Origin of the sequence: Roseburia sp. AF25-13LB, from assembly GCF_003478915.1 — a bacterium.
GTDB lineage: Bacteria > Bacillota > Clostridia > Lachnospirales > Lachnospiraceae > Roseburia_C > Roseburia_C amylophila.
In genome coordinates this window covers 193,299-208,012 of sequence record NZ_QUFO01000001.1, presented here as the reverse complement: position 1 = coordinate 208,012, position 14,714 = coordinate 193,299, and the positions used below count along the sequence as shown (strand labels likewise).

The 14,714-nt window shown below is 41.0% G+C and carries 14 protein-coding genes and 1 tRNA gene; all 15 read right to left on the bottom strand.

The annotated features are described in order from the left end of the window. Positions 1-4: 4 nt before the first annotated feature. The 15 genes from DWY37_RS00995 to DWY37_RS00925 all read right to left on the bottom strand — a co-directional run bounded on the left by DWY37_RS00995 (position 5) and on the right by DWY37_RS00925 (position 14,686). On the bottom strand, positions 5-859 hold the full coding sequence (locus DWY37_RS00995; protein ID WP_118057364.1) for an NAD(+)/NADH kinase: 855 nt from the start codon (positions 857-859) through the stop codon (positions 5-7). A 4-nt stretch (positions 860-863) separates the two neighbouring features. Further along, entirely contained in the window at positions 864-1,664 is an 801-nt protein-coding gene (locus tag DWY37_RS00990) for a TlyA family RNA methyltransferase (protein ID WP_117841129.1), read from the bottom strand. A gap of 5 nt (positions 1,665-1,669) precedes the next feature. Further along, positions 1,670-3,535 carry a 1-deoxy-D-xylulose-5-phosphate synthase gene (gene dxs, locus DWY37_RS00985; protein ID WP_118057366.1) on the bottom strand — a complete coding sequence of 622 codons (1,866 nt, stop codon included), beginning with the start codon at positions 3,533-3,535 and terminating at the stop codon, positions 1,670-1,672. A 30-nt stretch (positions 3,536-3,565) separates the two neighbouring features. Further along, a complete protein-coding gene (locus DWY37_RS00980; protein WP_022243229.1) occupies positions 3,566-4,453 on the bottom strand; it encodes a polyprenyl synthetase family protein in 888 nt (295 codons plus the stop codon). Continuing rightward, positions 4,453-4,704, bottom strand: coding sequence for an exodeoxyribonuclease VII small subunit (gene xseB / locus DWY37_RS00975; protein ID WP_117698581.1), 252 nt, complete (start codon positions 4,702-4,704; stop codon positions 4,453-4,455). Before xseB ends, DWY37_RS00980 begins: the two co-directional genes overlap by 1 nt. Then, positions 4,701-5,918, bottom strand: a complete 1,218-nt coding sequence (gene xseA, locus DWY37_RS00970) for an exodeoxyribonuclease VII large subunit (protein WP_118541553.1) — start codon at positions 5,916-5,918, stop codon at positions 4,701-4,703. Before xseA ends, xseB begins: the two co-directional genes overlap by 4 nt. Continuing rightward, positions 5,915-6,310 (bottom strand): transcription antitermination factor NusB, encoded by a 396-nt coding sequence (gene nusB, locus DWY37_RS00965; protein WP_197420811.1) that lies wholly within the window; start codon positions 6,308-6,310, stop codon positions 5,915-5,917. Before nusB ends, xseA begins: the two co-directional genes overlap by 4 nt. Before the next feature lie 97 nt (positions 6,311-6,407). After that, entirely contained in the window at positions 6,408-6,785 is a 378-nt protein-coding gene (locus DWY37_RS00960) for an Asp23/Gls24 family envelope stress response protein (RefSeq protein WP_022243233.1), read from the bottom strand. Between the two features lie 22 nt (positions 6,786-6,807). Next, positions 6,808-8,772, bottom strand: a complete 1,965-nt coding sequence (locus tag DWY37_RS00955) for an EAL domain-containing protein (RefSeq protein ID WP_118544397.1) — start codon at positions 8,770-8,772, stop codon at positions 6,808-6,810. Positions 8,773-8,774: 2 nt separating this feature from the next. Continuing rightward, positions 8,775-9,254: a hypothetical protein gene (locus DWY37_RS00950; protein ID WP_117698585.1), complete on the bottom strand. Its 480-nt coding sequence runs from the start codon at positions 9,252-9,254 to the stop codon at positions 8,775-8,777. 46 nt (positions 9,255-9,300) lie between these two features. Then, positions 9,301-10,233, bottom strand: coding sequence for a homoserine O-acetyltransferase MetA (metA, locus tag DWY37_RS00945; RefSeq protein WP_022243236.1), 933 nt, complete (start codon positions 10,231-10,233; stop codon positions 9,301-9,303). 78 nt (positions 10,234-10,311) lie between these two features. After that, on the bottom strand, positions 10,312-12,285 hold the full coding sequence (gene ligA, locus DWY37_RS00940) for an NAD-dependent DNA ligase LigA (RefSeq protein WP_118541559.1): 1,974 nt from the start codon (positions 12,283-12,285) through the stop codon (positions 10,312-10,314). Between the two features lie 22 nt (positions 12,286-12,307). Then, positions 12,308-13,048 carry a pseudouridine synthase gene (locus DWY37_RS00935; RefSeq protein WP_118541561.1) on the bottom strand — a complete coding sequence of 247 codons (741 nt, stop codon included), beginning with the start codon at positions 13,046-13,048 and terminating at the stop codon, positions 12,308-12,310. A 148-nt stretch (positions 13,049-13,196) separates the two neighbouring features. Beyond that, positions 13,197-14,474 carry an SH3 domain-containing protein gene (locus DWY37_RS00930; RefSeq protein WP_118541563.1) on the bottom strand — a complete coding sequence of 426 codons (1,278 nt, stop codon included), beginning with the start codon at positions 14,472-14,474 and terminating at the stop codon, positions 13,197-13,199. Between the two features lie 140 nt (positions 14,475-14,614). Next, positions 14,615-14,686, bottom strand: a tRNA-Arg gene (locus DWY37_RS00925). Positions 14,687-14,714: the final 28 nt, after the last annotated feature.

The window sequence follows — 14,714 nt, the reverse complement described above, 5'->3', positions numbered from 1 at the left end:
CCTGTTATGTATAATTCTGCATCTTTTTCCGCAAAATTTCAAGGAAACTAATCTTACTCAAACGAATAATCCCTACGGATTCTTCTGCCTTATGCACTACAATCTTGTCACCAACCTTAAGTTCCACTCCGGAATCTCCATCGAAGCTCACTTCCACCTGCTCATCCCGCTGGCTTCTCCGCATGCCTACTTCAATGGTAATTTCATCTTCCGGTCCGATTACAATACTCTTGGAATTCAACGTATGTGCATTGATTGGTGTCAACAGCAAAAGGTTGGCTTTCGGATCCACAATAGGGCCACCTGCCGACATACTATAACCGGTGGAACCGGTTGGTGTTGCCACAATAATTCCATCCGCCTTAAAATTATAGAGATACTCTCCATTTACATAAACATTCAGATTCACAATCTGAAGTGCTCCCGTACGATGGATGACCACATCATTTAACGCAACCCTCTGAATCTTCTCTCCGCCACTTTGTACGGTATATCCATCTAAAAGCATTCTCTGCTCTATGGTATAACGGTCAGCCATCAATTCATCAATTGCCGGGAATATCGTATTCTCTTCTACCTCACACAGATATCCAAGCTTTCCTAAATTAATTCCCAGCAGCGGAATATTTTTCTTTACCAGATTGCGTGCCGCACGAATTAATGTTCCATCTCCACCAATAACAAGCACCGCCTCGGTTTCTGTTGGAATTTCTTTTTCCACTGCTTCCGCTTTTTCTTCCTCAAAGCTGGCAAAATAATCACAGGTTCCACCCTTACGTCTGATGTAATCTATAATCTGATTGGTAAAAATAAGTTCACTGTCTTTTTGTGCGTTTACAATTATGAAAAAATGCTTCATATATCTAGGACAATGATGTATGTGCCGCCTCTACGATGGCCTCCACATCAATGGTCTCCTCCTTCTTGCTCTCGCTGTTTTTCTCAATATATACCAGATATTCAATATTTCCCTCCGGGCCCTTAATCGGTGAATAGGAAAGATTATGAACAGAAAATCCATTTTCCAACGCAAAATCAATTACCTTATGGATGACTTCCTCATGTACCTTTGGGTCACGGACAACACCTTTTTTTCCTACTTTTTCCCTTCCGGCTTCAAACTGCGGCTTAATCAGGCAGACCATTCTTCCACCGTCCCGCAGCAGCTCCCTTGCCGGTACCAGCACCTTGGTAAGAGAAATAAAAGATACATCAACGGATGCAAAATCAAGGACATCTGCAATATCTTCCGGCGTTACATAACGGATATTGGTTTTCTCCATGCAGACAACCCTTGGGTCATTTCTTAATTTCCAGGCAAACTGTCCATATCCTACATCTACAGAATATACCTTCACTGCACCATTTTGCAACATACAGTCAGTAAATCCGCCGGTGGATGCGCCGATATCCATGCAGACCATTCCCTCTAAAGAAATATCAAATTCCTTCATTGCTTTCTCTAACTTCAGTCCACCACGGCTGACATATTTTAATGTATTTCCCCGGACTTCAATCTCTGCCTCTGTATCAAAATTTGTTCCTGCTTTATCCTCTCTCTGTCCATCCACAAAGACATTTCCTTCCATAATCATAGTCTTTGCTTTTTCCCTGGATTCTGCCAGCCCTTTTTGTACCAAGAGAACATCCAATCTTTCTTTCATCGTTCTTACTGTGCCTTTCTGTCTATAATCTTACCGATAATTCCATCTGCATCAATTCCTGTTTCTTTGCGGAGAAGTTCTACATTTCCATGCTCTACATACACATCCGGTATTGCAATATTTAAAACCTCCATGGAACCATCTCCATTTGTATTCATAAATTCCAATACATGCTCTCCAAAGCCTCCGGATTGTACATTTTCTTCCAGAGTAACCAGAAGCTTATGATTCTTCTGCAGTTTAAGAAGCAGCTCTTCATCAAAAGGCTTCACAAATCTTGCATTGACAAGAGAGCAGGAATAACCTTTTTCTTTTAATTGTTCCCTTACGGTAAGTGCTGTCTTTACCATGCTTCCTACTGCCAAAAGTAAAATTTCACTTTCTTCAAAAAGAACTTCTGCCTTACCATATTCTAACGGTGCCCGGTATTCCTTTAATTCATCAAAGGCTTCGCCTCTCGGATATCGTACTGCAATCGGTCCGGAAAAATCTACCGCATATTTTATCATATCTGATAATTCCCACTTATTCTTAGGTGCTAAAATTGTCATATTCGGCAGACAGGAAAGATAAGATAAATCAAAGATTCCCTGATGAGTCTCTCCATCACTGCCCACAAGTCCTGCACGGTCAATGGCAAATACTACATGCAATTCCTGTATACAGACATCATGCAGAATCTGGTCATATGCTCTTTGCAGGAAAGAAGAATAAACCGCTACAATCGGTTTTAAACCGGCTGCTGCCAATCCTGCAGCAAAAGTCACTGCATGTTCTTCTGCAATTCCCACATCAAAGAAACGTTCCGGGAACATATTCCGGAATCTTTTTAGTCCGGTTCCATCTGCCATTGCCGCTGTAATGGCAACCACTTTTTCATCCCGGTCGCCCAATTTACGCATAACCGTAGAAAAAATATCGGTATAATTGGCTTTTACCCGTTTCACAAGAGGCAGTCCTGTCTCAACATCAAAGGCTTCCGTTCCATGAAAACGTGCCGGATGGCGTTCTGCCGGAAGGTATCCTTTTCCTTTTTCCGTAATCACATGTACCAGAACCGGTCCTTCCACCTTAGAGGCTTCTTTGAATAATTTCACCATGGCAGGAATATTATGGCCATCTACCGGTCCTAAATAAAGGATTCCCATATTTTCAAAGAGCATGCCCGGAATCACAAGCTGCTTGATTCCATTTTTGGTCTTACGGATTTTCTCAACAATACGTTCTCCATATTTCGGAATGCTGTTCAGGGAATTCGTAATACCATTCTTTAATCCCTGATAAGATTCTGCGGTACGAAGTCCGCTTAAATATCTGGATACACCGCCGACATTTTCCGATATAGACATCTTATTGTCATTTAAAACAATAATCAGATTTGACTTTAATTTGGATGCATTATTCAATGCCTCATAAGCCATTCCGCCAGTCAATGCACCATCTCCGATAACAGAGATGACTTTGTACTTTTCTCCGGTAATCTCCCTTGCCATAGCATAGCCTAATCCTGCGGATATGGAAGTCGAACTGTGTCCCGTATCAAAGCAGTCGCAATCACTTTCATGACGTTTGGGGAATCCGCTCATGCCGCCGTATTTTCTCAGTTCATCAAAACCGGCTTTTCTTCCTGTCAGTAATTTATGGGTATAAGACTGATGTCCTACATCCCAGATAATTTTATCCTCTGGTAAATCAAAAGCAAGATGCAGTGCCATGGTAAGCTCTACCACGCCAAGATTGGAGGCAAGGTGCCCACCGGTTTTTGATATTTTGTCAATCAAAAAAGAGCGGATTTCCTCTGCCAGAATCGGAAGTTCGTTTTTATTTATCCTTTTTATATCATTTTCATGCTCAATCTTTTCCAGCACCATGTATCTTTACTCCTTTGGTTTCTGAAGTTCTTATTTTTCCCTATGAATCAGATATTCTACCAGATGAATCAGAAATTCATTTTTTACCACCAGTGATTCTAATAAATTCACTGCATGTTTTGAATATCGTTTCACATCTTCCTGTGCTTTTTTCAATCCCTCATATGTAACATAAGTTGCCTTTTCGTTTTTGGCATCACTGCCAACCGGTTTTCCAAGCACTTCCTGATTACCGGTAACATCTAAAATATCATCCTGTATCTGGAATGCCAGACCAATCTCTGATGCCGCCTCTTCGATAATCTTCTGCTCGCTTTTCGTGGCACCTGCAAGAATTGCACCGATTAACATAGACGCTTCAATCAAAGCACTGGTCTTTAATTTATAAATAAAATCTAACTGGTCTCTGGTGACAGACTGTGTTTGATCCGTTTCCACATCTACGGTCTGTCCCCCTACCATACCATAAATTCCGGCTTTCTGTGATAATACAAGCAATGCCTTTGCCACATTAGGCGTCTGTTCCGTCTGTAATGCTGTCAATGCTGTCTCATAGGCAAAATTCAAAAGACCATCCCCGGCAAGAATTGCCATAGCTTCTCCATAGACAATATGCGTTGTCTTTCGTCCGCGGCGGTATTCATCATTATCCATTGCCGGCAGATCATCATGAATTAAAGAATAAGTATGAATCATCTCAATGGCTGCCATGAATGGCTCAATTACCTCTGATTTTCCACCAAACATGCGGTAAGTTTCCAACATCAGCATTGGTCTTAACCGCTTTCCTCCTGCAAGAAAACTATAATTCATGGCTTCAATTACCTGCTTCTGATAGCCTTCTTCCTCCGGAAGATATTTTTTTATGATGTTTTCAATCTGTTCTGTCCGCTTTGTAAGCTCTGCTGTCATATCCATTAAAATTCCTCCAGCATTCCCTGTTCATTCAACACTAACATTTTCTTTTCAATCGAATCTATCCGCTCACTGCAGTGTTTCAGCTTCTTCATGCCCTGCTCATAGCAGACAAAGGATTCATCCAGAGAAATGTCTTCCTCCATATGTGCAATCAGCTGTTCCACTTCTGCAAATAAATCCTCTAAATTCTCATTTTCTTTTTTTTCCGTTATATTATCTGTCTCATTTTCATTGATTGTATAATCTGTCATCTTCCGATTTCCTCCTGGCATATGATTTCTTCTACTCTTGCCTTAACGGTTCCGTCTTTTACATTGATCTGCAATTGTTCTCCTTTTGAAACCTGTGAAACACTTTTTAAACCATTCTGCCGGCTGTCAGAAACATATGCATATCCCTGTCCCAATCGTTTCAATGGCGAAATATCATCGAAATGCTGGGCTAACATCCGAAGTCTTGCCTTATTCTTATCTAACTGCTGTGTCATGCCATGCTCTAAGCGAAGCTGTAATTCCCCCAGATACTGTTTCTGACTGTTCAGACGATATACAGGACTCTGTTGCATTAATCTTGCCTTCAGTGTCTCCATGCGTCCCTGTATCACAGCAATTTTACTCTTCATGCTGCGCATCAGATGTACCCGGTCAGTCTGTATCCGCTGTAACATCTGATTCCTGTCATATACCGCAAGTTCTGCCGCTGCAGACGGAGTCGGTGCCCGCAAGTCTGCCACATAATCCGCAATGGTGTAATCCACTTCATGTCCCACTGCAGAAATAACCGGTGTTTCACATTCAAAAATTGCCCTTGCAACAATTTCTTCGTTGAATGCCCATAAATCCTCTATGGAGCCACCACCACGCCCCACAATGATAATGTCCAAATGCATGGCATCCAATGCATGAATCCCATTTACAATGCTTTCTTTGGCACCCTCACCCTGTACCAGTGCCGGATATAGAATAAGCTGCACATAAGGATTTCTTCGTGCAGCAATATTACGGATATCCTGTATTGCAGCCCCGGTAGGTGCTGTAACAATTCCAATACGTCCGGCATACTGCGGAATCGGTTTTTTATACTCTTCCGCAAACATGCCCATTTCCTCAAGTTCCTGTTTCAATTGAAGAAATCTGGCATATAAATCCCCTGCACCGGCAAGTGTAATTTCTTTTGCATATATCTGATATCTGCCATCACGTTCAAATACTTCAATAGAACCTGTTACCTCGACTTTGTCGCCATCCTTCATACGAAAGGATAAACCACCCCGGTTACCGGCAAACATAATTGCACTGATGGCACTGTTATTTTCCTTTAAAGTAAAATAAATATGACCGGAGGAATGATATTTACAATTCGATACCTCACCCTTCACACATACCTGATGCAGGACAAAATCCTGGGCAAACATATTTCTGATGTATCGGTTAATCTGGGTTACCCCATATACTTTCTTTATCATGCGATTTTTGCCAATACTCCGTTGATAAATGCCGGTGAATCATCTGTTCCATATTTTTTTGCCAGTTCTACTGCTTCATTGATGGCTACTCCGGTTGGAATATCCTCTTCATATTTCATCTCATATACAGCAAGACGAATCAGGGTCAGATCAACTTTGCCCATACGGGTTGTTTTCCAGCCTTTGGATGATTCATTGATAATCTTATCGATTTCCTCTAAAACAGCAATAATCTTATTAAATTTGTCTTCAATATAACTCTCATCCGGCTTCTCAATCGGTTCATTCTCTTCGATAAACAGATTCATCTGCTCTTCGTATTCCTTCTCACTATGAAATTCCACACGGAATAACATTTTAAATATCTGTTCTCTGATTTCTCTCCTGCTCATGTTGTATCCTTTCATTATTGGTCTTCCATGTAACTATAAAAAAGAATGCTTTAACAGCATTCTTTATTATACTACATCTGCGGTTATCACAAAAGTTTTATTTCGTATTTTTCATGTCAACCGTTGCAATTCTGACGTTAACAATTGCTACGGATAATCCTGTCATAGTCTCAATTGCAGATTTTACTTTCTCCTGTACCTTCTCAGATACTTCCGGAATAGAATAACCATAAGAAATATTTAAAGCTACTTCTACGCTGACCGTTTTCTCTGCCACTTCTACCTTAACACCCTTAGATAAATTCTTCATTCCAAGTTTGCTCACCAGTTCATTGGTAATATTGCCAGCCATGGATGCAACTCCTTCTACTTCTGTTGCTGCAAGTCCTGCAATAATAGCAACGACCTCATCTGCCACATGTACTTCCCCAAGGTTATCTTCTTTTATTTTAACAACTTTTCTATTATCTGCCATCGTTTTGCCTCCTACAAAAATATTATGTGGTTATTATATCAGATAATTCATTTTTTGAAAACCTTTCCGCATAATATTGTGCATTTTCCCTGCGTAAAAGTTCTAAGAAATCTCTGTCCGGAATCGGCTTGGAATAAAAATATCCCTGCAGATAATCACAGTGCTGTTCTGTCAGATAATCTACATATTCCTGGTTTTCTACTCCTTCTACCACAATCTCAAGCCCAAGTTCTTTAATCATGCGGATAGTATTACGCAATGCAATCATTGCCTTTTCATTTTTAAATGCTTCCCACAGAATGGTTTTATCAATTTTTACGATACGGAATGGAAACCGGAACAGATAATCCGTATTGGAATATCCCGAGCCATAATCATCCAAAGAAAACTCAATGCCCTGCTTATGCAGTATCTTGATATTGTTTTCCAACATATCACTATGGGCTGCCGCTGTCTCAGTAATCTCAAGATTGATCTGGGCTGGTGCTACATGATACTTCTTCATTATTTCCGTCAACCTCTCGGCAAGATTTTCCTGCATACACTGCACCACAGACAGATTTATTTCTATATACTGTAAGCCATAGTCCGTAAGCTGCTTTTCCTGGATAAAACGACAGACTGTCTCAAATACAAATTCTCCAATCTGCATAATCATTCCGCTCTTTTCTGCAATCGGAATAAATTCTTCCGGAGAAATGTAGCCCATACTCTGATCTTTCAGCCGGACCAGTGCTTCCGCAGATACGATTCTGTTTTCTGTCACCGAATAAATCGGCTGGTAAAAGACTTCGAAACCTTTATGGTCTACTGCATCATTCAAAAGTTTCCGGATACGAAGTTCCCTCTTTGGCCGGTCAATATCCATCTCAGCAGTCTTTAATACTACATTTCCATTTTCAGATGATATTGAACGCATATACTGGATATAGTCAATTAATCCATTCAGATTATTCGTATCACGCGGACACACAATACTGCTGATATGAATCCGGAATTTTGTCTCTACACTGCCGGAATGCCATGGCTGTTCAAACCGGTTCAGAATCTGCCGGATCAGTAAGGAAGAATCAATATCCTTCTTCTTCCGGTCTAACGCCAGCACATATACGCTCTGTGAAAACTGGTAAATACGGGAATTGTCGATAAGCTTACGAAAAAATGCCGCCATTTCCTTCAGGAATTCATTGACAGAATCATTTCCCAATGTCTGCCGCATCACCTTTAAATTATGCACTTTAATGACAAGCATCGGAAAACGCTCACTTCCTAACAGGCGTTCCTCTGACTCTTTTAAAAATGCCCTCCGGTTCATAATTTCAAGCTCCGGCACCGTATATTCCTGTGGTCTTTCCGAAGAAATCAGATATAAAAGTACGCACATTGCCATTCCAAAAAACTGAAACCGGAAACCCGGAAATGCAATATGAAGCACCAGTGTAAACACACTTACAACTGCAAATACAGTCGTAGAGAATAATAATTCAAAGCTGAGCCGTTTTCGGAAACGAACCAGAAACACTTCCCCCATCAGATAAAAATAAATCATACATAGGTAGAATAACATAATTCCATTCTGTCTCTGATAGCTGCCATCCGTTCCCACTTTAAAAAGATATGGTATAAATAACTGTACTACCAGCAATGCGATTACAATCCAGGCCGGTACAAACAACCATCCCTTTTCCTTCCGGATAAAGCGTTCCACTCTTCCTGTCAGGCACAGAATATACAAAAGATAAGCTGCCGCTGCCACAACCTGCCCTAAAATACAGATATAGAGCAGGACTGTAGTTCCTGTTTTTCCGAAAGTGATTTCCTTCCAGAACAGTAAAAAGTCGCTGGTAGACACGACAAGCAGAGCATACAACATTACGCGGTATACCCTGCTTTGAAAATTGTCACTGTATTTTCTTAAATGATACGCAACTAATGCAGTCAGAAGAACAAATGCAGCCGCAATATCGTAGTATACTAAATGCTCCATTCTTATCCCTCACACTCTGCATAGATATTATCTGAAAGATATTTTACATCACTGAACGGTTCCTGCTCTGTTGTTTCTTCTGCCATTCCTGCCGCCTTTATCTTCGTCAGTTTGTCGATATAAAAATCCACAGCCTTCTTTGACTCTTCGAAAGTATATAACGCTGCCGGGGAATTCCATTCCCTGATATAAACCTTGTTGTAGTCAATATAAGCAATCATGGCAAAATCGCCGTCTTCGGGGTTTAGAAATGTCTTCTGCATGGATGCATGCATATCACAGCCACGGATGATTTTATCCTCTTTGTTTTTCTTCTGCCCGGTTACAGCTTTTGCAGACTTCTCTCCGGATTCCGTTTTATTTCCGGATGCCTTCTTTTTCTTCTGGTCTTCTTCCACCATCCGGTCTATGGCATCTGCTGCACGATTCATTGCTTCGAAAATATCAAGTTGTCCCTCTACACCTTTTTTCTCAGTTTTCATTGTGCCCCCTGTATTTTCTTAAGCCTTTTTCCAAAAAGAAATCTGCTTATTTTCCCACAATTTTTCTGGTATTGATATAATCATATGGTGTCTGCTGATACACATAATAATTCAGCCAGTTTGCATATAACATATTACCGTGTGAACGCCACTGCAGTAATGGTTTTGCATTGATATCATTGTCCGGATAATAATTCTCCGGCATGGCAATATCCATCCCTTTCTGCAGATCACGCTTATATTCCTCATCCAATGTATAACGGTCATATTCCGGATGTCCCATTACAAAAATTTTGCGTCCCTCATTGGCAATTGCCAGAAATACACCTGCTTTTTCTGATTCTGCAAGAATGGTAATATCCTTTACCTTCTCAATATCCTCTTTACGGATTCCGGAATGTCTCGAATGCGGTGCCATAAAGCGGTCATCAAATCCCCTTACCAGTGGTACTTTGCGGTTCTTTACCTGATGTTCGAAAATTCCAAACATTTTCTCATCCAGCATATATTTTGGGATACCATAGTGATAATAGAGAGCAGCCTGTGCGCCCCAGCATAAATGCAGGGTTGATGTTACGTGGGTCTTAGACCACTCCATAATATCACAGACTTCCTTCCAGTAATCCACCTCTTCGTATTCCATGGTTTCTACCGGTGCTCCGGTTATAATCAGTCCGTCCAGATTCTCATCCCAGATTTCATCCATTGTCTGATAAAAATGATTCAGATGACTCATGGATGTATTCTTTGATTCATGGGATGATACCGTTAAAAAGGTAACATCAACCTGTAATGGTGTATTTGCAAGTGAACGCAGCAACTGCAGTTCCGTTTCTTCTTTTAATGGCATCAGATTCAGTATTCCAATCCGGATTGGGCGGATATCCTGATGTTCTGCTCTTCCCTCATCCATAACAAACACATTTTCCCTTTCCAGAATCTCTCTGGACGGTAAATCGCTCATTATCTTAATCGGCATATTATCTAACCTCTTTTCATCATATACACATATCTCATTTCATAATACCTTAATTTTACGAATACTTCAATATGCAATTCACTTTCCGAAACGTTCCACAAACATATCTTCAGAAATAATCGGAATGCCAAGACTCTTTGCTTTCTGATTCTTTGATGATGTGGATTCAATATCATTATTCACAAGATAATTTGTTTTCTTAGAAACACTGCCGGTAACAGAACCGTTCTGGCTCTCCACATACTCTTTAAATTCGGTACGGTTTTTAAACTGATGGACATCACCGGTAATGACAAAGGTAAGTCCTTCACAGGTTCCTCCCTCTGTCACCTTCGGCTCTACTTCCGCAATGTTTAATATTTCTTCTAATGCAGCTACCGTATGACGGTTTTGATTCTGTCTGTACCAGTCCAGCATGGAAGTCGAACGCTCCGGTCCGATTCCGTCAATATCCTCAAATCCTTCCCCTGCATGCAGTTTCTGAAAGAAACCTCCTGTGCCAAGGGCAGCAATCATTTTCTTTCCTGCATCGGTGCCAATCTGCGGAATGCATAGTGCATAAATAAAATGTACCGGATCAACGTTTTTGCTCTTTTCAATTGCCTGCAGCATATTGTTACAGGATTTCTCGCCAAATCCGTCTAAAGAGCGGATTTCATCCGCATGATTTTTAAGTGTATAAATATCTTCAAAATAATGGATATATCCTAAGTTCATAAACTTTAGCATGGTCTGTATGGACAATCCGTCAATGTCCATGCCAGGCTTGCTGACAAAGCGGCTGAATTTTTTTACATGCTTTGCGGTACAGTCCGGATTCGTACAATGTAAAGTCTTTGTTCCGCTGTGTTCACTGATTCTGATTTCCGTTCTGGCATGGCATACCGGACAGAATTCCGGAATCGTAAAAGTTCCTTCCTTTTTCTTTACGCCGATACATTTTGGAATAATCTTATTTGCTTTAATAATATCAAGTGTTGTCTTCCCATCTTCTCCGATTCCAAGACGTTCCATTTCACTGATATTACAAAGGGAGGCTCGGCTTACGGTGGTTCCCTCCAGTGCAACCGGCTCAAATACTGCTACCGGAGAAATGGTAGATGCCGCACAGGACCACTCTACATATTTTAATGTGGTCTCCACAGAGACATCCTGCCATTTAAACGCATAACCGGCTCTTGACGCATGATGTCCGGTAACATTACCGGTCTGGGCATAATCATTATCTTCATAACAGATAACCAGTCCATCTACCGGAATATCCATTTCACCATCTTCTACCTTCTTTGTCCAGCGTTCTACAACTTCCTCCAACCCTTTCGCATCGGTCAATTCATGTGCTACTGTCGTAAATCCAAGCTTCTCAAGATAATCCATCCGTTCTCCCCAGGATGACATTGTTTCATCCAGATGCACCAGTGTAAATGCATAAAAATGAATATGGCGTTCCTTTACTTTATCAAGATTGCTCTTATCCAGACCTAAAGTTCCGGATGCAAGATTTCTCGGGTTGGCATATTTTTCATCATCATCTTCAATGGTATCATTGATTAATTCAAAATCTGTATAGGTAATAGCCGCTTCGCCACGGACTACCAGATGTCCCTTATATTTTACAGTCTTTGGAATCCCTTCAATGGCATCCTTCATAAATGTGATATTGCTGCCGACGGTTCCATTTCCTCTTGTTAAAATCTTAACAAGTTTTCCGTTATCATAAGTTACTACCAATGTTAATCCATCCAGTTTCCAGGATAACCAGACTGGTCTTTCTCCCGCCCACACCTGTAAATCAGAAATCCGTTTCGTCTTGGCAAGGGAAAGTGCCGGATATTCATGCGCTTCCCGTTCACCATTGCTTTCCTCAAATCCGGCATTCTGTGTCGGACTTTCCGGCAGAATATATCCTGTTTTTTCTTCTAACCGGGTCAGTTCGTCAAACATGCCATCCCATTCATAGTTTGACATAATTTCATCCTGTCCATTGTAATATGCTTCGGACGCCTCATTTAACGTTTTTACCAGTTCCTCGATTCTCTTCTTCTCATCCATGGATATGCTCCTTACCCTCAATCTATTTTGGCATTACTGTTGTATTGCTGGAATTTAAAATGCGCCGGTTCAGCTCAGTCCACTCCTCCGCCGTTACTCTGCGGTACTTTCCTTTTTTGAGACTGCCCAGTTCTATATTCATAATGCGGACTCTCTTTAATTTTACTACTTTATATCCGCAATACTCACACATCCGGCGAATCTGCCGGTTATACCCCTGGGTTAATATGATTCGGAATTTACGCACATCCAGTTTTTCTACTGCACATGGTCTTGTAACCACACCAAGTTCTTCCAGTGGAACTCCCCCGGACATTTTCTTTAAAAATGCCTCCGTTATGTCATGATTTACGGTAACTTCATATTCCTTTTCATGCATATTCCCGGCACGCATCATCTTATTTACAATATCCCCATTATTTGTCAATAATATAAGTCCCTGGGAATCTTTATCCAGTCTTCCTACCGGATAAATACGTTTCGGATAATGAATATAATCAACAATATTGTCTTTTTCGTCTTTTGCAGCAGTGCAGACAATGCCCACCGGCTTATTAAATGCAAGAAGAATCATTTCCTCTTCTTTTTTTATTTCTTTTCCATCTACGCACACTCGCTGTCCCGGCTTCACCTTACAGCCAACAGAAAGAACTTTTCCATCTACCGTAATGCGTCCCTGCTCAATCAGACGGTCAGCTTCTCTCCGGGAACAATATCCTGCTTCACTTAAAAATTTATTGATTCTGACTCCGTTTTCTTCCATCGATATTTTCACCCTGTGCAAATTTTCTCGCTGCCCGCGGAACAAAGAATGTGTCTTGGTACATCCTCGCGGAGCGTTTTTTACTTTACAGGAAAGCAATTTCCTGTAAAGTAAAAATAACGGAGGTCCTAAGACCTCCATCTATTTATTATTTTAAGAACTCTGTCTTAACATATCCTTCTTTATCTTTCCAGGTGACTTTTGTCCACCCTTCTGCATAGCTCATCTGAACAGTAACAGAATCTCCTGCATAAGCAACACCAACCTTGGATGCGGTCTCACTCATAGAGGAACGGATATTAACCGTATTGGTTAATGTAATCTTAGTGCCCGCTGCGATTCCGCTGGTGTCTGCCGCCGGCTCCTGTGCCGGTGCTTCTGTTGAAACATAGTCACTCTTTACATATGCCGGTGTACCATTGTAATCAATGCTGCTCCATCCATCTTCTGTCGTACCGGTTCTTGTCAGTGCAGTTCCCTTTTCAACTGTTCCAAGTAATGCTCCGGACTCATTCGGTTCCTGTCTGACATTTACTTTATCCAGTGTATATACCGTCTCCGTTGTCACTTCCGGCTCAGCTGGTGTCTCTGGTTCCACCGGTGCCTCTGGTTCCGCCGGTGTCTCTGGTTCCGCCGGTGTCTCTGGTTCCGCCGGTGTCTCCTCTGTTGCCGGCTGCTGCTGTGCCTGTGCCTGTGCGATTGCTGTTGCCCATGCATTATATGCATCAGCAATTGTAACCGTTACCATATTAGAAAGATTTTCATCTGAAGCAATTGCTTTTTCATAATTTGCCTGTACTTCTGCCTGTAATGCAATGACATCTTCCTGTGTTTCAAAACTACTGATTAAGTTTTCCACATTATTATCGGTCGGCTGTTCTTTATAATGACGGTTAAAGCTGCTGTATAAGTTATCAATATAAAGTGCTCCCTGCTCATTCTTCTTTACATAGAAGAACTCCATACCAGGTGCTGTAGTATCTACTCCTGCGAATTTCAAATCCAGCGTTACACAGACAAGATAAGAATCTGCTTCTAATCCTGACTTAGTATAACATTTGATATTCTGATAACTCTCTGCATACTGTGACATCATGGTAATCAGGCTCTGTTCATTCTCGGAAACAGGTGTTGCATAGGTCTGTAATGTTGCCAGATCACCTGCCGCATATGCATTGTAATAATTCTGCATCAGGGTATTGATTTCCGGAACGGCATCTACCTGAAAGCTCTCTGATTCGGTACTCTGTTCCGTAGAAAGTCCATTATCTTTATCTTTATTTCCACTGCTGAATTTTATCATTACTACTGCCAATACAACAAATAATATTACTGCAGTAAAATATTTCCAGTTCTTCTGAAAGAAACTACTTATATCATTCTTTGATATCTTACTCATTTTTTCTTTGATTTCTGACGCTTTCATATCTGTCCTCCTAACCTTACCCGTGACCCCCCAAAAAAAGCATGCTTTGTGAGCTGCCCGTGTAAATAATGAAAAACGTTTCTTATAAGTTTTGCGGGACATAAATCCCGCAAAAAAATGTGTTAATATAAATTATAAAATGCACCCGGCGGGAATCGAACCCGCATTATCAGAGTCGGAGTCTGACGTTCTATCCATTAGACTACGGTTGCAGCTTATTTATACTAACACATCTATATA